Raw genomic sequence first — 21838 nt, forward strand, 5'->3', positions numbered from 1 at the left:
GCTCCGGGGGAACCGTGATGTGTCAGGGTGCGAGCGCGGACGGGAGTCATCGCGGAGCTCCATAGGGCGGAGGGCACATCCCCGCCTCGGATGCCCACGGCGATCCTGGCGACTCAGTCCGGACTCGCGGCGCCTGCCACATACCGGATGGGTGTACCTCTGACGTCGAATGATTGAATCCGACGTTCCCGGGATCGTAACGAACGGATACGCGGCACTTCAAGCGTGGTGATGATCGAGATTCGAGCGCACGCATCGAAACGAGCAGCCGCTCTGAGTGATTCAAGCAGCTGCTTGCCCGGTGACCGGCCACAACGTTGAATGACCCCAGCCCGATGGCCGAATGACGGCTCACCTCCCCTGTTGGACCGACTTGAAGGGGCACCTCATGCCCAGTAGATCAGCGAGACCCACCCGGCGCCGCGTGGGTTTCGCGGTTGCCCTGTCCGCGGCAATGACGCTCGGCACCACGGCCGGCTGTTCGAGCGCGAATCCCACGGCGAGCGCTCCGCTGGACACCTCCAAGCCGACCACGATCACGGTCTGGACCGGGCAGGACCAGGGGCCGGAGAAGATCCTGGAGGGCCTGGCCGCACAGTTCCACCAGCTGCACCCGAATGTGACAATCAACATGTCCCCGGGCGCTCCGACCGTCGATGACCTGCTGCCGAAGCTGACCGCGGCGTTCGCCAGCGGGACCTACCCCGACGTCTCCTACAACTACGGCAGCTGGGCCACCCAGATGCAGCTGTCCGGCAGGACCCTCGACATCACCGCAAAGGTCGCCGACCCTACGGTGAAGTGGGACGAGTTCCCCGGCGCAGCCCGGCAGACAGCGACGCCCAACGGACATGTGATCGGCTTCCCGGCCGTCGTCGACAACATTGCGGTCATGTACAACAAGAAGCTGTTCGCGGCTGCCGGACTGGCCCAGCCGACGAGCTCCTGGACCTGGGACGAGTTCCGGGCGGACGCCAAGAAGCTGACCGACCCGGCCCACAACGTCTTCGGCACCGCCTACTCGGTGTCCGGCTCGGAGGACACCACCTGGCACTTCTGGCCGCTGCTGTGGCAGAAGGGCGGCAGCGTCCTGAGCCCGGACAACAAGAAGGCGGCGTTCAACTCCGCCGCTGGAGTCGCAGCGCTTACCTTCCTGCAGCAGATGGCGGTCACCGACAAGTCGGTCTACCTCTCCCAGGACGACCAGAAGTACGCCGACCTGTTCAAGTCCGGCCTGGTCGGAATGCTCATGACCGGCCCCTGGCAGCTCGCCGACAACGTGACGGCCGGCCTGGACTACGGGGTGGTCGACCTGCCGGCGTTCGACGGACAGAACCACCAGACGATATCCGGGCCCGACCTGTGGACGCTGTACGACCACCACGACGACAACCGGGCCTACTGGGCCTACACCTTCGACCAGTGGCTGACCTCGGCCGCGATCGACCCCAAGTTCAACCTCACCACCGGCAACCTCCCGCTTCGCAGCAGCGAGGCCTCCAGCCCGGAGTTCGCCGCCTACGCCCGTCAGTACCCCGGTGCGCAGACACTCGAGGACAACCTGAAGAACGCCCCCATCGGACGGCCGACGGTGCCCGGCTACAACGGGCTCTCGCAGGCGGTCGGCAAGGCCATCGCCGAGGTGCTGCAGGGCCAGGGTGACCCGAAGACAGTCCTGGACAACGCGGCGAACGCAGCCGACACGGCGCTGGCGCAGGGCGACTGATGAAGCGCGGCATCCTGATATCGGAGCACGAGCGCGCCCGCACGACGAAGAAGCGCCGACCGAGCACAGTCAGTGCGGCCCAAACCGTCTCCACTGTCCCGCGGGGCACCTGGACCCGGCGGCGACGGCGGGTGGTCGCGAACCTCACCGGCTGGTCCTTCGCCGGTCCGGCCACACTGATCATCGTGGCCCTGACCCTGTTCCCGGCCGGCTGGGCCTTCCTGATCTCCCGCGAGCACTGGAACGGCTTCACCGCGCCCCAGGCGATCGGCTGGACCAACTACCAGACCATGGTCCACGACCCGGACCTCAGGTCGGCAGTCGACCACACCGTGCTGTTCACCGTCCTGTACGTTCCGGTCGTCCTGGTGCTGGGCATCTTCGTCGCCACCGCGTTGAACCGGAACATCCGGTTCATCGCCTTCTACCGGACAGCCATCTTCGTGCCGCTGGTGGTCTCCGCCGCAGCGACCGGGATCCTGGCGAACTACGTCTTCGATCCGCAGTTCGGCTTGGCGAACAACGCACTGCGGGCACTGCACCTGCCGCAGCAGGGCTTCCTCACCGATCGCCACGAGGTGATGTGGATCATTGCCCTGATCTACCTCTGGGGCGACCTCGCCTTCTCGGTCATCGTCTATCTCGCCGCGCTCCAGGACATCCCGCAGGACATCATCGAGGCGGCCAAACTCGACGGCGCCAACCGGTGGCAGCAGTTCCGACACGTGATCATGCCCGCCGTCGCGCCGGTCACCGTTTTCGTGGGTGTCTGGGAAACCGTCTCGGTACTGCAGATCTTCGAACTGGTCCTGACCACCACCAAGGGCGGCCCGCTCGGCTCCTCCCAGACCGTCGTCTACTTCATCTACAACCAGGCGTTCGAACTGTCCCGCTACGGCTACGGCTCAGCGATCGCCTACGCACTGTTCGCGGCCACGCTGCTCCTGACACTCGGACTGTTCGCCTACTCCAAGCTCACCAAGAGCGAGGCCTTCTGATGGCGCCCAACGTCGTGACCCCATCCTCGGAAACCACCGCGCCCGCCAGCCGAAACAAGCCCCGATTCAGCCGCTGGCACCTGTTCCTCGCCCCGCTCTCGCTGCTCTTCCTGACGCCGCTGGTGCAGATGCTCCTGACCTCGTTGACATCCAACAGCGAGATCAACCGCTTCCCACCCCGCTTCATCCCCTCCGCACTGCACATCAGTGGATACGTCCGCCTGTTCAGTGACGCACCGGTGGCCCGCTGGATGATGAACTCGGCGATCGTCTCCGGCATCGCGATCTGCAGCCACCTGGTGCTGTGCTCGCTCGGCGGCTACGCCTACGCACGCCTGTCCTTCCGGGGCCGGACCGTCGGCTTCGTGGTGCTGCTCTCCACGATCATGATCCCGACGCAGATGCTGATGATCCCGACCTACTTCATGTTCGCCAAACTGGGCCTGATCGACACCCTGGCCGCAGCTTTCGTGCCCTTCCTCACCTCCGCCTTCGGCATCTTCCTGATGCGGCAGTTCTTCCTCTCCCTGCCCAAGGAACTGGAGGAGGCGGGTCGCATCGACGGCCTGAGCACCTTCGGGGTGTTCTTCCGGATCGTGCTTCCGCTGGCCAAACCGGCGCTGGCGACCCTGGCTGTCTTCACCCTGCTGAACTCGTGGAACGACCTGCTCTGGCCGCTGGTCGCGATCAACAATCCGAAGCTGTACACGATCCAGCTCGGACTGCTCAATTTTCAGGGCGCCCATCATGTCGACTGGCAGGAACTCATGGCCTGCAACGTCGTGGCCACCGCGCCGCTCATCCTCGGATTCCTGCTCGCGCAGCGACAGTTCGTGCAGACCATGAGCTTCAGCGGACTCAAGGGCTGACCGGCCGATTCCCTCGCCGAGCCCCCTTTCACCACCATCGCCACCAAGCGCGCCGACGCGCGAGGCACCCCAGAACGGAGCCACCGTGACCACCCATGTCGAAAACGAGATAGCCGACCAGCCCGCCTGCTGGCGGCGAGCGATACAGCTGGCCGCCACAGGACTGCCGGGCCTGCCCCGGCAGGATGAACGGGTCGCTGTCGTGGGCTGCGGAACCTCGTTCTTCATCGCCCAGGCCTACGCACGACTGCGCGAGGAGGCCGGGCACGGGGAGACGGATGCCTTCGCGGCCTCGGAACTGCCCACCGGCCGCAGCTACGACCGGTACCTGGCAGTGAGCCGTTCCGGTACCACCACCGAGGTGCTGGACTTCCTGGACCGGACACCGGAGCCCAGCACCGTGATCACCGCCGATCCGGCGACCCCGGCCGTCAAGGCCGCCGACCAGTCCGTGGTGCTGGACTTCGCCGACGAGCGCTCGGTCGTACAGACCCGCTTCGCGACCACCGCACTGACGCTGCTGCGGGCGCACCTCGGCGAAGACCTGACGCGAGCCGTCGCCGACGCCGAACTCGCCCTGGCGCAGCCCCTGCCCGAAGGCGTCACCCAGCGGTCCCAGTTCACCTTCCTGGGCTCCGGCTGGACCGTGGGCCTGGCCGCCGAGGCCGCGCTGAAGATGCGCGAGGCATCGCTCAGCTGGACCGAGTCCTACCCGGCGATGGAATACCGGCATGGCCCCATCGCCATCACCGACCAGCTCTCGGCGGTCTGGATGTTCGGACCGGCCCCCGAAGGCCTGGCTGAACAGGTCACCGCCACCGGCGGGCTGTGGATCGAACAAGACCTCGATCCTCTGGCCTCCCTCATCGTCGCCCAACGCCTGGCCGTCGCACTGGCGAGCATCAAGGGCGTGCACCCCGACACTCCGCGCAACCTCACCCGCGCGGTCATCCTCCGCCCAGCCGGCGTGCGATGACCATCCTGGCCGTCACCCTGAACACCGCCCTCGACCTCACCTACCAGGTGCCGCAGCTCACCCCCGGGGAGATGCACCGGGTCGCGGCCCCGCAGGTCAGAGCAGGCGGAAAGGGAGTCAACGTGGCCCGGGTCCTGCACGCGCTGGGGGAGGCCGTCTGCGTCACCGGCTTCGCCGGCGGTGCGACGGGCGACGCGCTCCGGGCCGCCCTACGAGCGGACGGCATCGCCGAGGACCTGGTCCCGATCGCCGACGCGACCCGGCACACGGTCACCGTCGTGGACACCGAACTCGGCGAGGCCACTCTGCTCAACGAGGCAGGCCCGCACGTTCAGGAGGCCGAGTGGGAGGCCTTCGTGGATCGCTACCGAGCTCTGGCAGCCCGCTCCCGGTTGGTGGTGCTGGCCGGATCACTTCCCCAGGGCCTACCGGACGACGCCTACGCGGTGCTCATTCGCGCAGCCAGAGACCCCATGGTGATCCTGGACGCCGAGGGTCCTGCGCTGCTCGAAGGCGCCAAGGCCGGACCCGACCTCGTCAAACCCAATGCCGCCGAACTCGCCACCACCACCGGATACCCGGGAGTGGTGCGCGGTGCGAGGGTGCTACGCGACCTGGGCGCCCGCGCCGTCGTGGTGTCGCAGGGCGCCCAGGGCATGACCGCGTTCACCTCCGACGGCTCCTGGCAGGCCCGGCCACCGGGCCGCCTGACGGGCAATCCGACCGGGGCAGGAGACGCCGCCGTGGCCGCACTGGCCAGGGGCATGACGCGCGGCACCCCCTGGCCCGAGTGCCTCGCCGACGCCGTGGCCCTGTCGGCCGCCGCCGTTTGCGCCCCGCTGGCCGGCGATGTCGACCTGGCCGTCCATGGCCGGCTGCGCCCGGGCATCGTCGCCCAAACCCTGTGACTACCACCTTACGGAGAACTCATGCCGATTGTGCCCACGGCGGCGATCATCGCGGCAGCCCGGTCCGAGAGCCGGGGAGTCGCCGCGTTCAACATCATCCAGATCGAACACGCCGAAGCCGTAGCGGAGGCGGCCCAGCGCATCGGTGCCCCGGTCATCGTGCAGATCAGCGAGAACGCGGTCCGCTACCACGGCGCACTCGCCCCCGTCGCCAAGGCCGCAGCCGCGATCGCCGAACGCTGCACCGCGCCAGTGGCACTGCACCTGGACCACGCCACCGACGCCGATCTGGTCAAGGAGGCGGCCGGGCTCGGTTTCGGATCGGTGATGTACGACGCGTCCGCGCTCGATTACCACGCCAACGTGACCGCCACCGCAGGCATCGCCGAGTACTGCCACACCCACGGGCTGTGGGTCGAGGCCGAGCTCGGCGAGATCGGCGGCAAGGACGGGGCACACGCAGCCGGGGCCCGCACGGACCCCGCCGAAGCCGCGGACTACGTCAAGGCCACTGGAGTGGACGCCCTCGCTGTGGCGGTCGGCAGCTCGCACGCCAGGGCCGCCCGCGACGCGGCACTCGACTTCGCCCTGATCACAACCCTCCGCAGCGCGGTCCCAGTACCCCTGGTGCTCCACGGTTCGTCCGGAGTCGCCGACGCCGACCTGGTCCGGGCAGTCCGCGCCGGGATGACGAAGATCAATATCGGCACGCAACTCAACAAGGTCTTCACCACCGCTGTTCGCGCCGCCCTACTGGAGCACGACGCCCTCGTCGATCCGCGTCGGTACCTGGGCCCGGGCCGCGACGCGATCACCGCCGAGGCCGCCCGTCTCATCCAGATCCTTCAGAAAGGCTGAAAACCCGTGATTCGCATCGCATTCGTCGGAGCCGGATCCGTAGTGTTCACCCGTCAGCTGCTACGGGACATCCTGTCCTTCCCCGAACTCTCCGACGTGCGGCTGTCCCTGCACGACATCGACCCCGAACGGCTGCGCGTCGCCGAGGGACTCGCCCTGATGACCGCACAACAGCATGGCGCCAAACCGGTCGTCACCGCGAGCACCGACCGCCGCAAGGCCCTCGACGGCGCCGACGTGGTGGTGAACATGGTCGCCGTCGGCGGCCACCAGGCCACACTGACCGACTTCGACGTGCCGCAGGCCTACGGCCTGCGGCAGACCATCGGCGACACCCTCGGCATCGGCGGCATCTTCCGCGCCCTGCGCACCTTCCCGCTGCTGCGCGGCCTGGCCGAGGACATCGCCGATGTCTGCCCGGACGCCTGGTTGCTCAACTACACCAACCCGATGGCGATGAACCTCCAGTTCCTGGCCGCGATCGCCCCTCAGGTCAAAGCCGTGGGCCTGTGCCACTCGGTGTTCTGGACGGTGCACGACCTGTGCGCGATCGTCGGCGTCCCGCATGAGGAGGTGGACGTGCTCTCGGCAGGGGTCAACCACCAGGGATGGATCCTGCGCTGGGAACACCAGGGACGCGACCTCTACCCCGCACTGGACGAGGCGATCGCCCGCGACCCGGAACTTCGGCGCCGGGTCCGGGTGGACATGTACCGGCGGCTTGGCCGCTTTCCCACCGAGACCAGCGAGCACTCCTCGGAGTACGTGCCCTGGTACCTGCGCCACGACCAGGAGATCGACCGGCTGCGCATCCCGGTGCGCGGCTACGCCGGGATCAGCGAGGATAACCTGGCTGAGTACGCCAGAGTCCGCGACGCCCTGGCCTTCGGTCAGGACCTGGCAGAGGATCCCGAGGCGCAGGAAGCGGCCGAGTACGCCCCGCAGGTCATCCACAGCCTGGTCACCGGCGAGCAACGCACCATCCAGGTGACCACCACCAACACCGGCCTGATCACCAACCTGCCAGAAGGCGCGGCCGTCGAGGTCCCGGCCACACTTGACCGACTCGGCGTCCACCCCCACTACGTCGGCGCACTGCCACCCCAGCTCGCCGCACTCAACCGCAGCTTCCTCAACGTCGTGGAACTGACCGTGGCCGCCGCCATCCAAGGGGACCCCCGGCACATCCGGCACGCCGCGATGTGCGACCCGGCCGCCGCCGCCGCACTGACCGTCGACCAGATCTGGTCGCTGTGCGACGACATGGTGGCCGCCCACGGAGACGCCCTGCCGCCCGAACTGCGGACCTCGCCTCCGGCCAAGGCCCTGTGATGGCTCGCTATGACCTGCTGGTGGTCGGCGACGCCAACCCGGACGTCCTGGTCTCCGGAGCGCCCGAGACACCGCCGATCGGCCAGGCCGAGACCCTCGTCGAGTCCGGAACCCTCGCACTGGGTGGATCGGCGGCGATCGTCGCACACGGAGCAGCCCGACTGGGCCTGTCCACGGCGCTGGCAGCGATGGTGGGCCGGGACGCGGCCGGTGACTTCGTACTCGACACCCTGTCCACCGCAGGAGTGAACATCAGCGCCTGCGTCCGGCACCCCACACTCCCCACCGCGCTCACCGTCTGCCTGAACCAGCCCGGTGGCGACCGGGCCATCCTGACCGCCCCCGGTTGCCTTCCGCACTTCGCCCCGGCAACACTGCCCCAGGCCAGGCACGTCCACGCCGCCTCCTACTTCCTGCAACCCGCACTCGCCCCCCTCCTCCCCTCGCACTTCCGAGCGGCGCGAGCGGCAGGCAGCACGACGTCACTGGACACCAACGACGACCCCGCCCGGACCTGGACGCTGGCCCCAGGCCTGCTCGCCGCCTGCGACCTGGTGCTGCCCAACGAAGCCGAGGCGCTGGCGCTGACCGGAACCACCACCGTTCCCGAGGCGCTGACCGCACTGACCGCCGCCGGACCCACCCCGGTGATCAAATGCGGCCGGCGCGGAGCCGCAACGCTGCACCAGAGCGAACTCCTTGAGGTCCGGGGTACTGAGGTCCAGCCCGTCGACACGGTGGGGGCCGGGGACAGCTTCGACGCCGGATTCCTGGCCGGATGGCTGGACTCGGGCGACCTCGCCAAGGCAATGGGCCTGGGCTGCGCCTGCGGCGCACTCTCCACCCGTTCCCCCGGCGGCACCGCCGCCCAACCCGACGCCGCCGAGGCATCCGCTTTCGCTCTCGCACTCGAGGGCGGGCCGGGTCGGCAGTGACGGCGGTGTGTCTCCCGACCCGAGGGGAGTGGCTCGACGCGCTTGCCCGCTCGCACGCACAGACTCGGCGGCGCCTACGCTGCCGTCTCCCTGGCCGTCAGCAACGTGTCCTTCCAGTCAGGGTGCCGCCTCACTGCGCCGCGGCGGCACCCGCCAGGACCTCGCCGGGGTGTTCCACCTGCACGCGCTCGGCCGTACCCGGGTGATCCGCGAGAGCCGCCGACTGGAGCACGTCAACGCCTGCTTCGAGGAGGTACTCGCGGGCAAGGTGTCCGCACGCCTGGTCTTCGACCTGCGCTGAGCGAGATCATGCAAGAGTTGAAGAATTCTTCAATTCACCACATCATGGATAGATGGATACGGTAGCGCTCCCAGTTCTGCTCTCCGGCGTGGCCGGCCCGGACGTCGCGCAGCTGTGCGAGGCGGAGGGAGAAGCGGCGGCGAAAAGCACGTGACAACCACGAACCCGACGATCGGCGTCGGCCAAGTCCTCCGGAACCGGGTTCTGGGGGTGCTGCCCAACCGGCACGTCCTGGCGACCATGGGCCGCTCGCCGCGCAAGGACCTCCTCGCGGGGCTGACCGTTGCCGTGGTCGCCCTGCCGCTGGCGCTGGGCTTCGGCATCGCATCGGGCGCGGGCGCGCAGGCGGGCCTGGTCACCGCGGTGATCGCGGGCGCTGTGGCGGCGGTGTTCGGCGGCTCGAACGTGCAGGTCTCAGGGCCGACGGGAGCGATGACGGTGGTGCTGATGCCGATTGTGCACCGGTACGGCACCAAAGGGCTGCTGACGGTGGGTCTGCTGGCCGGTGGGGTGTTGGTGCTGCTGGCCCTGCTGCGTGCCGGGCGCTGTATGGCGTATGTGCCCGTGCCGGTGGTGGAGGGTTTCACTGTCGGCATCGCCGCCGTCATCGCGCTGCAGCAGGTCCCCGGCGCGCTGGGGGTGAAGGCGTCGACGGGGAGCAACCCGGTGGTGGTCGCGTTCAAGACGGTGGGCGACTTCGCGGCGCATCCGAACTGGGGCGCGCTCGCGGTGACCTGCGCCGTGGTCGCGATCATGCTGGTGGGGGCGCGCCGGCGTCCCGGCGTCCCGTTCTCCCTGATCGCGGTCGTCATCGCGACGCTGGTTGTCCGGTTCACCCATCTGCGGGTCGCCACGATCGGGCACCTGCCCGCCGGGATCCCGGTCCCGTCTGTGGGGTTCCTCGACACGTCAGCGATCACCGCGCTGCTTCCCTCCGCGCTGGCCGTGGCCGCGCTCGCTGCGTTGGAGTCGCTGATGTCGGCGACGGCGGCCGACGCGATGAGCGTCAACGAGCACCACGACTCGAACCGGGAACTGTTCGGACAGGGCCTGGCCAATCTGGTCGTCCCGTTGTTCGGCGGGGTGGCCGCCACCGGCGCCATCGCCCGGACTGCCGTCAACGTCCGTACCGGCGCGGCCTCCCGCCTGGCCGCCCTGGTGCACGCCGCTGTGCTCGCGGTCATCGTGTTCGTCGCCGCGCCGCTGGTGGCGGGAATCCCGCTGGCCGCGCTGGCCGGCGTACTGATCGCCACCGCGATCCGCATGGTCGAGGTCGGCTCCCTGAAGGCTCTGGCCCGAAGCGGACGCGGCGAGACGCTGATACTGGCGTTGACCGCCGCCGCGACCCTGGCGTTCAACCTGGTCACTGCGGTCATCGCGGGACTGGTCGTCTCCGGGGCGCTGGCCCTTCGCGCGGTGGCGAACGCGGCGCGGGTCGAGCAGGTGCCGCTGCACGCAGACCTTCCCCCGGCGGACCACCACGAGGAGGAGCAGGCGCTGCTGGCCGAGCACATCGTGGCCTATCGCCTGGACGGGCCGCTGCTGTTCGCCGCCGCCCACCGCTTCCTGCTGGAACTGACCGAGACAGCCGACGTGAAGGTGGTCATCCTGCGGATGTCCAGGGTCACCGCGATGGACGCCTCAGGGGCACGGGTGCTGAGGGACGCGATCGACAGGCTCGCCCACCGTGGTGCGCTCGTCCTGCTCTCCGGTGTCCGTGCGGACCACCAGAGCCGCCTGGACGCCCTGGGGATCCTGGATGACTTTCACAACACCGGCCGCATCTTCCCCAGCACCCCCGAGGCCATCGACTTCGCCCGTGCCCACCTGCATGGTGCCGGGGTGCTGTCGGCCCAACCGGCCGCCGGCCCCACTACCCTGGACCCGGCGGGGGCGGGTCGATGACCCGTACCCGCCCCGCCGTCCCTACTGGCCCGCGACCACCGCACCCGCGCCCGGCTCTGCCCGCGACGCCGGCCCGAACCGGTCATGTGGGAAGAATCGCACTAACCGGGCATCTCTGTCCTCTCCCACCACTCGTAGACGGGCAATCTGCCCGCCGGGGTGTCCTCGTGCCGTGATGTGACCTTGAAGTGCTCGTATCCATTGCGGAATGGAACCTTCAACTCGGTCCCGGGCGGAGTGATCGAAACGATCCGCTCGGTCAGTTCGTCGGGCCCGCCCTCAAGGACTGCCTTGTTGCTGCTGCTCATGCGTAAGCCCTCCCACATTTCCCGGGCCCCCAATCTCCGGATGGCGCCAGCCACCCATCAGGGCGCTGACCATCGAGGGAGCCTCGATCGTGCGGGCTTGGTTCCGTGCGATGCGGACAGAGCCCTTCTCTCTTGTTGCGGCTCGTCGGCGATGTCAGCGCTGGAATGCCAGAGCGCGCTCTCCGAGGCCCTTGTCCTGTTGGCCGACTTCCCCGGTGCCGTGCATCGTCGGCGCGGCGGCAGCGGGCGCCGTGCGTCCCCGGAAGAGCCGCCCGGTCAGGGCCTTCTGGCCCGGACCGGGTACGGCGAGTGGGCCCCCGAGGTCCCTGGCGAGTAGGCCCGGGGTCCAGCCACACCGCGCCGGCCGGTCAGCGAACTCCTGGCCGACCCCGAATCTCACCTCATCGGCCGCGAAGCGGCGGGCGAGTAGGGAGCAGTTCGGCGCGTTCTTTGAGAGCCCGCCGGGGCTGTCAAGCGTCCGAGCGGACGCTCAGCCGTGCGGTTCGGGTTCACTGCCGCCCATGTCCAGCCGGAACGGCGGGTACTGGTCGGTCATCAGGGCTGCGTAGGCGACGACGCGCAGTGCCCAGCGATTGAGGCCGATGACGAGGTCGAACAGGTCCTTCGGAAAGCGGCTGGTGAAGGCCAGAGTCACGGCGGCGATCAGCACGAGCAGGCCGACGAGTCCCCCTGAAGTCCAGTCGGCATGGAAGCCGCCGAGGAAAATTCCCACCACCAGGTAGTGCGGGATGGCGAGCAGCCACCACTTGACCAGGACCAGGCCCCGGGAGAGCCGTTCGGGGTAAGCGATGTCCAGGCGGGTGGGGTAGTCGGGTTCCTCACCCAGGCTGAAGGGCGGGTAGCGGTCGGTTCCGAGCGCGCCGTAGGCGTAGTACGCGACGCGCCAGTTCCAGCGCAGCACGCCGAGGTTGAAGTCGAACAGAGCCCGCGGGTAGCGCTCGGTGAACAGGATCGCGAAGAACGCGACCACGCTCACCGCGAGGAACGCGAACCACAGGAAGAAGAGCACGACGAAGTGCGGGATGGCCAGGATCCACTTGACCAGCCACAGCCAGCGCGACAGCGGCTCGTCCAACCGCGCCTCCAAACGGACCGGCTCGACTGCTGTGTTGACGGTTGACATGGCGCTCAGGCCTTTCGGGGGAGTGGAGAGCGAACGGGCGATGCTCTGGGTCCAGGAGTCGAGGGGTGCAGGCCCTCGTCGAGACCGGCGAGGATTCTGGGCACCTCCCGGTCCGCCAGTGCCTTGCTGTCTTGTTCCGCTCCTTCGGATTGCGGACCACGTCGGTTCTGCGCGAGGTCCCAGGATGTTCGAGGACCACGCACTCGGCCTCGCATCCAGCATCCGTCGCTGCCGACGCACCTGTGCAGGGCCGAACGGCCCCACCCCTTCCGCGACAGACCCAGTGCCTGTTGGCTGCGATCTCGACAGGGTCGTACACGGCGTCGGTCGTCCCAGCGCTGACCCATCCCGCCGGGTGCACTCCGCAAGCGCGGGCCGGTCGGAATCCGCACCAGGGACCACCGGCCCTCACCACGGGCAGGACATCCGAGTCAGACTGGACTCATGACAGCCGACCGTGAACACCTGGATCCACAGCAGAGCCTGCGCCTGCTGGCGGACATGCCGGTGGGTCGCGTCGTGTACACCCTCGGAGCGATGCCCGCCGTCCTGCCCGTTCGCTTCCGCCTCGACGGCGACGGCAGCCTGCTCCTGGACGCAACCGCCGGATCGGAACTCGTGCGGGCAGTGGACGGCACGGTAATCGCCTTCGAGACCGGCGAGGTCGATGGCACCGACGGCAGCGGATGGAGCGTCACCGTCCTTGGCCGCGCGCACGTGGAGCCCGGTCCGACCGAATCCCCGCGACCCCAAGCCCCACCCCAAGCCGGGGTCGCTGCCGTCCCGTTCGACGGGTCCGGTCACGTCCAAATCCGCATGTGTCCGGAACTGGTGAATGGCCGCAGGCTCGGCACACTGCCTACCGCTGCGCCCGAATGACCGCACTGTCGGACCCTCGTCCGCCACGGTCACGACGGCCGTCACGGTCACAACGATGTCCTTGCCTGTCGCCGTTGTGACGTCATGCCCGGTGCTTCAGGGCGTGACGCAGGGTCGTCCGGCCGGCTCGGTCAGGCGCAGGCCTTCGGTCTGGGTGCGGTCGTGCAGTTGCTCGTAGAGGTGGGTGGCTGCCCACAGGCCATGCACTCGGGCGCGTTCTACCGTCTGCTGACGGCGGTGGTGGTGCCCATTTGGTTCGTTGCAGGAGGTGGGTCGTAACGCCAGGGTGCCGAGCGCTGCTCATCGCACAGGCGGCGCGGTCAGCTGGCCGCGCGGTGGGGGGCTGGGCCGGTGCTGGCGCGTAGGGAGACGGGTGGCGCCAGCAGGATGTTGCGGAAGGGGGTGGTGGGGTCGGCGATGCGTTCCGCGAGCAGGTTCATGGCCTGGGCGCCCATGTCCTGGGCGGGGACGTCGGCGGCGGTCAGCGGGGGGCGGAAGTCCTCGGCCCAGGTGCGGCCGACCACGCCGGTCAGGGAGAAGTCCTTGGGCACGGTGAGGTTCGCCTCCTCCAGGCCGCGCTGGATCCCGGGCAGTGCGGCTTCGTTGATGGTGGCGATCGCGGTGATGTCGGGGTGGTTGCGCAGAAGCTGGGTGGTGCACTCCTGGCCGGCGCGGGCGTCGTCCCCGCACTGCAGGTCGACGCCGTGGATACCGCGCTCGGCGAGGGCGGCGGTGAATCCCTGGCGCGCCCGGTGGCCCGGTCCGTAGCCGGCTGCCACCAGTTCCACCGAGCGGTTGATCAGGGCTACGTGGGTGTGGCCCAGGTCCGCGAGGTGGTGGACGCACTGGTTGATCAGGGTGGCGTAGTCGACGTCGATCCAGCACATCTCCTGTGCGCGGGCGGTGTGTCCGATGCCGACGAACGGGATCCCGGCGTCCTGGAGGCGCCGCACGCGGGAGTCCTCCAGGCGGATCTCCATGAGGATCACACCGTCCACTCGGCCGCCGGACAGCAGGCGCTCGAAGGACCGGTCGTGCTCCCCTCCGGATGGTGAGAGCAGGACGTCCAGGTCGGCACGGGCCGCGGCTTCGACGACGCTGGCGACGAAGCCCAGCTGCATGTGGGTCAGGCGGGTGCTGGCGGGTGGGATGACCATGCCGATGGTGCGGGTGCGCCCCTCCTTCAGGGCGCGGGCGGCGGCGTTGGGGCGGTAGCCGAGTTCGTCGATGACGTCCTGGATGCGTTTGCGGGTGGCCTCGGAGACCGAGCGCTTGCCGCTGAGCGCGTAGGAGACGGTGCTGCGCGAAACGCCTGCGCGGCTGGCGATCTCTCCGATGTTCATCGCGGTCCTCACAGGGGTGGGCGGCCGTGGCCGCCATGGGGTGCGCATCCGCTCCGCACTCGGACGTCGAACCGATTCGGACGACCATAGTGCGCATCGCCACGTCCCACAACCCGTGTACCACCTGAGGCCTACCCGGTCAGGCGAAGCGGCCTGTAGGCAATGCTCGATGAAGTTCCCCGGAAGTGTTGACGGCCGCAACCGGCGGACCTATGTTCCTGTCGAACCGATTCGAGCAATCGATTCGACATCAGTGCGTAACACGGAGACGGCGTCCCCGTCGCACCCTCTCCACCCTCAGCGCTTCTTCCGCAGGACCGAAGGGTTCGGTGCCATGAACAGACCCACCGCGTTGCGGCTCGCCTCCGCCTCGCTCGCTGCCCTCGTCGTCGCCTCCGGCACGGCCGCGTGTGCGTCCTCTTCGACCGGAAACCCTGCCGCTGGCAGCGGCGCGGCCTCGGCCGGTGGGACCTACACCATCTGGGACCCGTACCCGCAGTTCGACGGCGCCTCTGCGTGGGCCAAGCTGCTTGACAGCTGTGGCACCACGGCTGGCGTGAAGATCAAGCGGACCGCGTTCGACACCAGCGACCTGACCAACAAGGAACTGCTGGCCGCCCAGCAGGGCAACTCTCCGGACGTGCTGATCGTCGACAACCCGGTGGTCTCCACTCTGGCCCAGGCCGGCGTGCTGACCACGACCAAGGACAACGGGATCGACACCTCGGCGGTCTCGCCCAACCTGCTGGCGGCCGGCCAGAGCGGCGGAGACACCTACGGCACCCCCATCGGCGCCAACACCTTGGCGCTGTACTACAACAAGGCGGTCCTCAAGGCCGCCGGCGTGGACATCGCTTCAGTCAAGGACTGGCCCTCACTGACCGCGGCACTGGCCAAGGTCAAGGCCGCGGGCAAGAAGGGGATCACCTTCTCCGCGATCGGCACCGAGGAGGGCAGCTTCCAGTTCCTGCCCTGGCTCTGGGGCGCCGGCGCGCAGCTCACACACCTGGACTCGGCTCAGGCCGCTGACGCCCTGTCACTGTGGACCGGCTGGGTCAAGCAGGGCTACGCCCCGAACTCGGTCATCAACAACACCCAGACCACCAGCTGGCAGGAGTTCGCCACCGGCCAGTACGCCTTCGCCGAGAACGGCACCTGGCAGCTGGCCAACGCGAAGAAGGCCGGCTTCGACTACGGCATCATCCCCGTCCCCGGCGTGACCGGCGGCACCGCCCCGGCCCCCACCGGCGGCGAGTTCGTCACCGTCCCGGTCCAGAAGAAGGCCGACCGCTACAGCGTCTCGGACAAGCTCGTGACCTGCCTGACCAGCGCGGACAACTCCTACGCCACCGACACCACGCTGTCCTACATCGCACCCACCACCGCAGTGCAGGACAAGCAGGCCGCCGCAGACCCCGACCTGAAGGTGTGGGCAGACGCGGTCAAGGCAGCCAAGGGCCGCACCAGCGACAACCTGGGCACCAAGTATCCCAAGATCTCCGAGCAGTTGTGGACCGCCCTCCAGTCCGCGCTGACCGGGTCCAAGTCGCCGCAGGCCGCGCTGTCCGCAGCACAGTCGGCCGCCGCCAAGTAGCACCATCAGCCGCAAGGACCAGGACACGCCGATGAACGACACAGCACAGCTACCGGAGAACCGGGCTGCGCGCGGCAAGGACCGGGCGGCCGCCGCTGCCCCGTCCACGGTACGCGCCGGCACCGAACCGCCACCACGCCGCCCGCGCTCGCAGCAGTGGGCCGCCTGGGGGTTCCTGACCCCGGTCGTGATCTACCTCGGCGTGTTCTACGCCTACCCCCTGTACCGCAACGTCGACCTGAGCCTGCGCAACTACACCGTGCGCTCCTTCGTGGACGGCAACGCCCCCTTCGCCGGGCTCGCGAACTACCGCACCGTCCTGAAGGACCCCACCTTCCTGCCTGCCCTTGAGCACACCGTGCTGTTCACCGCCGCCAGCCTGGCCCTGCAGTACGGCATCGGCCTGGCCCTGGCGGTGTTCTTCACCCAGCACTTCCGCCTGTCCGCCACCCTGCGCGCCCTGTTCCTGGTGCCCTGGCTGCTGCCGCTGATCGTGTCCGCCTCCACCTGGTCCTGGATGCTCAACAGCGACTCCGGCGTGGTCAACTCCCTCCTGCACTCGATCGGCATCGGCCCGGTCAACTGGCTCACCTCACCCAGTTGGTCCCTGGCCTCGGTGACGATCGCGAACATCTGGATCGGGATCCCGTTCAACCTGGTCGTCCTGTACAGCGGCCTGCAGACCATCCCCGCCTCGCTCTACGAGGCGGCCGCCCTGGACGGCGCCAACGCCTGGCAGCGCTTCCGCCACATCACCTTCCCGCTGCTGCGCCCGGTCTCGGCGATCACCCTGCTGCTCGGACTGGTCTACACACTCAAGGTCTTCGACATCATCTGGATCATGACCAGGGGCGGGCCGGTCGACTCCTCAACCACCCTGGCCACCTGGTCCTACCGGCTCGGCTTCGGGAACCTGCTTCCCGCCTTCGGGCCCGGCGCGGCCGTCGGCAACCTCCTGGTCCTGATCGCCCTGGTCTTCGGCATGGTGTACATCCGCGTCCAGCGAAAGCAGCAGGCGTCATGACCTCGATACCCGCACCCGTGACCACCCGCGCCCCCGCCAACCGGCGCTGGTGGACCAAGACGACGATCGGCGTGCTGCTGACCGCGGTCATGCTTTTCCCGGTCTACTGGATGCTGAACGTGTCCTTCACCCGCGACCAGGACATGCGCAAGAGCCCACCGAACTGGTTTCCCCTGCACGGCACCCTGGAGGGCTACCGCGCGGTCCTGGAGCAGCAGTTGCCCTATCTGGGAACCAGCCTGGTCGTCGCCCTTGGCACCGTCGTGCTGACCGTGGCCCTGGCCGCTCCGGCCGGATACGCGCTGGCCAAATTACGCCCGCGTGGCGGGGGAGTGCTGAGCTTTGTCCTGCTGGTCGCGCAGATGATCCCCGGCATCATCATGGCGATGGGCTTCTACACCATCTACCTCAAGCTCGGGATGCTCCAGTCGGTACCCGGTCTGGTCATCGCTGACTCCACCATCGCCGTCCCCTTCGCCGTACTGATCTTCACCGCGTTCATGGACGGCATCCCCGACGAACTCCTCCAGGCCGCCAAGACCGACGGAGCTGACGGCCTGCGCACCTTCTGGTCCATCGTCCTGCCCATGAGCCGCAACGCCATCGTCACCGTCTCACTGTTCGCGTTCCTGTGGTCCTGGTCGGACTTCGTCTTCGCCAGCACCCTGGACGGCGGCGGCGCCAACGAGCCCATCACGCTCGGGATCTACCACTACATCGGCAACAACAACCAGCAGTGGAACGCCATCATGGCCACCGCCGTCGTCGCCTCTGTCCCCACCGCTCTGATCCTCGTCCTGGCCCAGCGCTACGTCGCCGCCGGCGTCACCGCCGGAGCCGTCAAGGACTGACACCCACCCCCCACCTCACCCTCGCGCGCCCAAACCCCTGCCCGCCTGGCCTTCCGCGCCCGCTCCGCGGCCCGTCACGGCGTAGGCAGCTCACGTCCCGCACCAGAAACGAGTGCCCTGCGATGACCGACGCCCCCACTGGCCCGGCCTTCAACATCCACGACATCCCCTTCAGCACCTACGGCTCCTGGTTCGACATCTCACCGGTCACCGCCGAGCGCACCCGCGCAACGGACCTGTACCTGGTCTCGCACAAGAGCGGCATGCACCCTGTGCTGCGCCTGGTCGCCCTGGCGGGTCCACACGGCGAGCGGATCGAGACGCACTGGAGCGCCACACCGGGACAGCTGAGATGGACCGACCGGGACAGGTACATCGAGCTGACCTACCAGGCCCCGGACATCCTGCGATTGCGGGGCGCCGGACTGAGCCTTCAGGTCATCGCCGGCGCGCAGCAGCTCACACCGTTCAGCGGCACGTTCTTCCTGCACGACCCGGTCGACGGCTCCTACGTGTTCACCTCCTACGAGACCGGCCGGCGCTACCGCGTCACCGTGCTGGCCGGGCAGGCCGCCGACGTCCGGGGACGTGAGACGCTGGGAACAGCCCACCGGGGCCTGACCCTGACAGCAGCCCCGAACGGCGGCGTCTGGGAGGCCGCCATCGAGGAACTCGACAGCGCCCGGACGCCCTATGCCCCGAGCGGCACGTACGAGCAGGTCGCGACCCGGGCCGACCAGGCCTTCACCCGGTTCGCCGACGCGGTCGCCCCCTGGCGCACCGCCGACACCCCCGCTGCCGAGCTGGCCGCCTACGTGGTGTGGTCCGCCACCGTACGCCCGGCGGGGTTCCTGGGGCGGCCGGCCGTGTTGATGTCCAAGCACTGGATGGACAAGGTCTGGAGCTGGGACCACTGCTTCAATGCCCTGGCTCTGGCGCCCGGGGCCCCGGACCTGGCCTGGGACCAGTTCCAGGTCATGTTCGACCACCAGGACGAGAGTGGCGCCCTGCCGGACTCGGTGACCCACTCCGAGATCCTGTACAACTTCGTCAAGCCCCCCGTCCACGGCTGGGCCCTGGGCCGGCTGCGTCAGCGCCTGGGCCGCCCGCTGACCCACGCCGAACTCACCGAGACCTATCGGCGGCTGGAGCGGTGGACCACGTTCTGGCTCACAGCCAGGCGCGTACCGGGCCAGGTCCTGCCGTACTACCAACACGGCAACGACAGCGGCTGGGACAACGCCACCACCTTCGACCCCGGCCGCCTGCAGACCACCGCCGACCTGTCCGCCTTCCTGGTTCTGCAACTGCACGAACTCGCCGACCTGGCCGACGAACTCGGCCTGGGCGAGCAGGCCCGTTCCTGGTCGCTCTCAGCGGACACGATCCAGGCCGCGATGATCGACCAGCTGTGGACCGGTGACCGCTTCCAGGCCCGCTCGCCGCACACCGGCCAGGCCACGAGCAGCCTGGGCCTGCTGGACCTGATGCCCATCGTCCTCGGCGAGCACCTGCCCGCCGACATCAGCACCCGCCTGGCCGCACACATCGAGACCCATCTGACCGCACACGGCCTGGCCACCGAACACCCGGACTCACCCCACTACCAGGCCGACGGCTACTGGCGCGGCCCCATCTGGGCACCCGTCACCGTCCTGATCGAGGACGGCCTGCGCCGGGCCGGCCACCACCACCTCGCCGACGAGATCAGCACCCGCTTCCGCGGCCTGTGCGAGACCTCCGGCTTCGCGGAGAACTTCGACGCGCTGACCGGCGAAGGCCTGCGCGACCGCGCCTACACCTGGACCGCCAGCAGCTACCTCCTGCTCGCCGAGGACCACACCACCCGCAGCCACCCCCAGAACGAGGGCCAACGGAGCGCTCTGCACCGATAGGTCCGCCGACGCCGACCCCACCCCACCACCCAGTCGGGAGAGCCGCCATGCATCCGCACCGCCGCAGACTGACCGTCGCCCTTGTTGCCCTGCTCGCCACTCCGGCAGCCGGGCTCCTGCCCGCGACCATCGCGCACGCCGCCGACACCAGCGTCACCGTCGGCTTCGCCACCGCCGGCGCCGCCCCCAGCTACCACGCCTCGGGCACCATCTACGGGATGACCCCCAACGGGTCCCTGCCCCAGGACCACTTCTACACCGACACCAAGTGGCACTTCGAGCGCGCCGGCGGGGCCCAGCTCAACAGCGGCGGCTACGCCACCAGCCTGGCCGACTACCAGACCCGTTGGGCTTCCACCCTGGCCCAGTACAAGCGCACCGCGGCCCTGGGCGGCACCTTCGTCCTGCTCCCGCACGACCTGTGGGGCGCAGACGGCACCACCAGCCAGGCCTTCCCCGGCGACAACGGCGACTGGACCGCCTTCGACGCCTTCCTCAGCCAGCTCATCGGGGACGTCAAGGCCAACAACATGACCGTCCAGTGGGACCTGTGGAACGAGCCGGACGGCAGCAACTTCTGGGGCGCCCCCCAGAGCCAGTACCTGGCGATGTGGTCCCGCTTCTACGGCGCCGTCCGCGCTGCCTTCCCCGCCCAGCTCATCGTCGGCCCCAGCAGCGCCGGCCAGCCCAGCTCCACCAATACCTGGTGGAAGACCTACCTGGACTACGTCAAGGCCAACAATGCCGCCCCCGACATCTACAGCTGGCACGACGAACCCGGCGACCCGGTCACCGACGCCGCAGCAGCCAGCACCCTCCTGTCCAGCTACGGGTTGACCAACACCCGGCCCTACCAGATCAACGAGTACGCCACCGTCTCCATGCAGACCCCCGGCGGAGGCGGCTGGTTCATCTCCCGCCTGGAGCGCGCGGGAGCCGACGGCCTGCGAGGCAACTGGGCCTCCGGCACCGCCCTGCACGACAACGAGGCCGGCCTGCTCACCAAGAACAGCGCCGGACAGTACTTGCCCAAGGGCGAGTGGTTCACCTACCGCTTCTACGGCTCCCAGACCGGAAACATCGTCAACCTCATCCCCGGAACCAACACCGACGGCTTCGCCACCAAGGACAACACGGCCGGCAACGCGAAGATCCTGCTGGGTAGCAACCGCAACACCGGCAACGTCACCGTCAACCTCACCGGCCTCAACACCACCTCGGTGGTGTCCGGCGGACAGGTCCGTGCCATCCTGCAGCGCCTGCCCTACGTCGGCGGCGGGGCGATGAACGGCCCGGTCACCGTCTCGGACCAGAACCTCACCGTCACCTCCAACAACGCCTCGCTGACCGTCCCGTGGACCGACGCCCGCGACGGCTACACCATCACCCTGCTGCCGCCGACCAACACCACCGTCTCCACCGTCGCCATCAGCGAGAACGGTGGCAACCAGTGCCTGGACGACACCAACCTCAGCGCCACCAACGGCACCCAGTACCAGCAGTACTACTGCGAGGGCGGATACCAGCAGATGCTCGACTTCAAGCCCGTCGCCGGGCTGGCCAACACCTACACCGTCGTCAACGAACTCAGCGGCAAGTGCCTCGACATCCTCGGCGCCTCCACCGCCGAGGGCGCCAGCGTCGACCAATGGACCTGCAACGGCGGCAGCAACCAGGAGTTCACCCTCCGGCCCGTCACCGTGCTCGGCAACAGCCAGGACTACCAGCTCGTGGCCGCCAACAGCGGAAAGTGCGTCGACGTCACCGCCGTCTCCACCGCCCCCGGCGCCCTGATCCACCAGTGGACCTGCGACACGGCAAGCGCCCTGGCCACCAAGAGGAACCAGATCTGGCGCCTGACCGGCAAGGCATGACCGCCCCGACCGGACCCTCGCCGGCCCTACCCACGACGACCACTCGCGGGCGGGGCCCAGCGCGGAACGCCCGGTCACTGAGTCGACGCCGCCCAGCTGACTTCTATATCCGCTGAGT

Annotated in this window: 19 protein-coding genes; 16 read left to right on the plus strand and 3 right to left on the minus strand. The window is 68.9% G+C overall.

Annotated elements, in window-relative coordinates:
* Positions 1 to 388: 388 nt before the first annotated feature.
* The 10 genes from ABIA33_RS11500 to ABIA33_RS11545 all read left to right on the plus strand — a co-directional run bounded on the left by ABIA33_RS11500 (position 389) and on the right by ABIA33_RS11545 (position 10808).
* A complete protein-coding gene (locus tag ABIA33_RS11500) occupies positions 389 to 1726 on the plus strand; it encodes an ABC transporter substrate-binding protein (protein ID WP_370080105.1) in 1338 nt (445 codons plus the stop codon).
* On the plus strand, positions 1726 to 2724 hold the full coding sequence (locus tag ABIA33_RS11505; protein ID WP_370080107.1) for a carbohydrate ABC transporter permease: 999 nt from the start codon (positions 1726 to 1728) through the stop codon (positions 2722 to 2724). Before ABIA33_RS11500 ends, ABIA33_RS11505 begins: the two co-directional genes overlap by 1 nt.
* A 14-nt stretch (positions 2725 to 2738) precedes the next feature.
* Positions 2739 to 3593 carry a carbohydrate ABC transporter permease gene (locus tag ABIA33_RS11510; RefSeq protein WP_370080109.1) on the plus strand — a complete coding sequence of 285 codons (855 nt, stop codon included), beginning with the start codon at positions 2739 to 2741 and terminating at the stop codon, positions 3591 to 3593.
* Between the two features lie 85 nt (positions 3594 to 3678).
* On the plus strand, positions 3679 to 4569 hold the full coding sequence (locus ABIA33_RS11515; RefSeq protein WP_370080111.1) for an SIS domain-containing protein: 891 nt from the start codon (positions 3679 to 3681) through the stop codon (positions 4567 to 4569).
* Positions 4566 to 5477 carry a 1-phosphofructokinase family hexose kinase gene (locus tag ABIA33_RS11520; RefSeq protein ID WP_370080113.1) on the plus strand — a complete coding sequence of 304 codons (912 nt, stop codon included), beginning with the start codon at positions 4566 to 4568 and terminating at the stop codon, positions 5475 to 5477. Before ABIA33_RS11515 ends, ABIA33_RS11520 begins: the two co-directional genes overlap by 4 nt.
* A 21-nt stretch (positions 5478 to 5498) precedes the next feature.
* Positions 5499 to 6335 (plus strand): ketose-bisphosphate aldolase, encoded by an 837-nt coding sequence (locus ABIA33_RS11525; protein ID WP_370080115.1) that lies wholly within the window; start codon positions 5499 to 5501, stop codon positions 6333 to 6335.
* Positions 6336 to 6344: 9 nt separating this feature from the next.
* Complete coding sequence (locus tag ABIA33_RS11530; protein WP_370080403.1) at positions 6345 to 7667, plus strand: alpha-glucosidase/alpha-galactosidase; 1323 nt, start codon at positions 6345 to 6347, stop codon at positions 7665 to 7667.
* The gene (locus ABIA33_RS11535) at positions 7667 to 8602 is read left to right on the plus strand and encodes a carbohydrate kinase family protein (protein ID WP_370080117.1); all 936 of its coding nucleotides are present in this window, start codon (positions 7667 to 7669) and stop codon (positions 8600 to 8602) included. The genes ABIA33_RS11530 and ABIA33_RS11535 overlap by 1 nt, the downstream gene beginning before the upstream one ends.
* Positions 8603 to 8771: 169 nt before the next feature.
* The gene (locus ABIA33_RS11540) at positions 8772 to 8903 is read left to right on the plus strand and encodes a hypothetical protein (RefSeq protein ID WP_370080119.1); all 132 of its coding nucleotides are present in this window, start codon (positions 8772 to 8774) and stop codon (positions 8901 to 8903) included.
* Between the two features lie 240 nt (positions 8904 to 9143).
* Complete coding sequence (locus ABIA33_RS11545) at positions 9144 to 10808, plus strand: SulP family inorganic anion transporter (RefSeq protein ID WP_370080405.1); 1665 nt, start codon at positions 9144 to 9146, stop codon at positions 10806 to 10808.
* A gap of 101 nt (positions 10809 to 10909) precedes the next feature.
* Here the strand turns inward: ABIA33_RS11545 and ABIA33_RS11550 are convergent, their stop codons facing one another.
* Both ABIA33_RS11550 and ABIA33_RS11555 read right to left on the minus strand, forming a co-directional pair.
* Positions 10910 to 11116: a DUF5988 family protein gene (locus ABIA33_RS11550; RefSeq protein WP_370080121.1), complete on the minus strand. Its 207-nt coding sequence runs from the start codon at positions 11114 to 11116 to the stop codon at positions 10910 to 10912.
* Positions 11117 to 11606: 490 nt separating this feature from the next.
* Complete coding sequence (locus ABIA33_RS11555; protein ID WP_370080123.1) at positions 11607 to 12260, minus strand: DUF4389 domain-containing protein; 654 nt, start codon at positions 12258 to 12260, stop codon at positions 11607 to 11609.
* Positions 12261 to 12704: 444 nt separating this feature from the next.
* Here ABIA33_RS11555 and ABIA33_RS11560 point away from each other — a divergent pair, with 444 nt between their 5' ends.
* Entirely contained in the window at positions 12705 to 13139 is a 435-nt protein-coding gene (locus ABIA33_RS11560) for a pyridoxamine 5'-phosphate oxidase family protein (RefSeq protein ID WP_370080125.1), read from the plus strand.
* 320 nt (positions 13140 to 13459) lie between these two features.
* Here the strand turns inward: ABIA33_RS11560 and ABIA33_RS11565 are convergent, their stop codons facing one another.
* Complete coding sequence (locus ABIA33_RS11565; RefSeq protein ID WP_370080127.1) at positions 13460 to 14482, minus strand: LacI family DNA-binding transcriptional regulator; 1023 nt, start codon at positions 14480 to 14482, stop codon at positions 13460 to 13462.
* Positions 14483 to 14816: 334 nt separating this feature from the next.
* On the opposite strand from ABIA33_RS11565, the gene ABIA33_RS11570 reads away from it, so the two are divergent.
* The 5 genes from ABIA33_RS11570 (at position 14817) to ABIA33_RS11590 (ending at position 21720) form a co-directional block, all read left to right on the plus strand.
* A complete protein-coding gene (locus tag ABIA33_RS11570) occupies positions 14817 to 16076 on the plus strand; it encodes an extracellular solute-binding protein (protein WP_370080129.1) in 1260 nt (419 codons plus the stop codon).
* A 31-nt stretch (positions 16077 to 16107) separates the two neighbouring features.
* Positions 16108 to 17100, plus strand: coding sequence for a carbohydrate ABC transporter permease (locus tag ABIA33_RS11575; RefSeq protein ID WP_370080131.1), 993 nt, complete (start codon positions 16108 to 16110; stop codon positions 17098 to 17100).
* Positions 17097 to 17951 (plus strand): carbohydrate ABC transporter permease, encoded by an 855-nt coding sequence (locus ABIA33_RS11580; protein ID WP_370080134.1) that lies wholly within the window; start codon positions 17097 to 17099, stop codon positions 17949 to 17951. The genes ABIA33_RS11575 and ABIA33_RS11580 overlap by 4 nt, the downstream gene beginning before the upstream one ends.
* A 122-nt stretch (positions 17952 to 18073) precedes the next feature.
* Entirely contained in the window at positions 18074 to 19846 is a 1773-nt protein-coding gene (locus ABIA33_RS11585) for an amylo-alpha-1,6-glucosidase (protein WP_370080136.1), read from the plus strand.
* 47 nt (positions 19847 to 19893) lie between these two features.
* Positions 19894 to 21720: an RICIN domain-containing protein gene (locus tag ABIA33_RS11590; protein WP_370080138.1), complete on the plus strand. Its 1827-nt coding sequence runs from the start codon at positions 19894 to 19896 to the stop codon at positions 21718 to 21720.
* Positions 21721 to 21838: the final 118 nt, after the last annotated feature.

Source organism: Streptacidiphilus sp. MAP12-16, from assembly GCF_041262165.1.
GTDB lineage: Bacteria > Actinomycetota > Actinomycetes > Streptomycetales > Streptomycetaceae > Streptacidiphilus.